Origin of the sequence: Bartonella sp. AP72JLCBS (assembly GCF_042195705.1) — a bacterium.
GTDB lineage: Bacteria > Pseudomonadota > Alphaproteobacteria > Rhizobiales > Rhizobiaceae > Bartonella.
In genome coordinates this window covers 1-801 of sequence record NZ_JBHIOU010000098.1, presented here as the reverse complement: position 1 = coordinate 801, position 801 = coordinate 1, and the positions used below count along the sequence as shown (strand labels likewise).

Sequence of the window (801 nt, the reverse complement as noted above, 5' to 3'; positions counted from 1 at the left end):
GATGATCTGAGAAACCGTCCAGAGACCTATAAGCATATCTGGGAAGGGGCTTATCTTACAGCGGTTCAAGGCGCTTATTATCAAAAGGAAATGTTGGCAGCCGAGCAAGAGGGGCGGATAGGGCGTGTTGCTCGTGATCCTTTAATGCAGATACGCGCCTTTTGGGATATTGGGGGGACAGGCGCCAAGGCAGATGCCACGGCGATATGGATAGCGCAATTTGTTGGTAGAGAGATCAGAGTGCTTAATTATTACGAAGCACAGGGACAGCCGTTATCGGAACATATCGGTTGGTTGCGTCAAAATGGTTATGAGAAGGCATTGATGGTTCTCCCCCATGACGGTGCGACCAGAGACCGTGTGCACAATGTGAGTTTTGAGAGCGCTCTTAAACAGGCAGGCTTTCAAACAAAAGTTATCCCTAATCAGGGAGCAGGGGCTGTTAAGATACGTATAGAAACAGTCCGCCGTGTTTTGCCTTCTGTTTGGTTTAATGAGAAGACGACAGTAGCAGGACGTAAGGCACTGAACTGGTATCACGAGAAATGGGATGAGAAGCGTAATATTGGCTTGGGAGCAGAGCATGATTGGTCCAGTCATGGGGCAGATGCCTTTGGACTGATGTGTATTTCATACAAACCACCAAAAGAAATACAAAAGCGACCAGCTTATAGCGGCAGAATGGAATATGAGAGTACCTCATGGATGGCAGAATGATGCATGATGATGAACGTTTAGAAAAAGACAGCAATGTATCTGATCTCTCTCATGAAGGTTTGTTTCGTAAGCTTGTGAGCTGGT

At 46.8% G+C, this 801-nt stretch carries 1 pseudogene; it reads left to right on the top strand.

The window, feature by feature from the left end:
- A pseudogene (locus ACFILO_RS09590) lies at positions 1–717 on the top strand (PBSX family phage terminase large subunit); the annotation flags it as partial.
- Between the last annotated feature and the right edge of the window lie 84 nt (positions 718–801).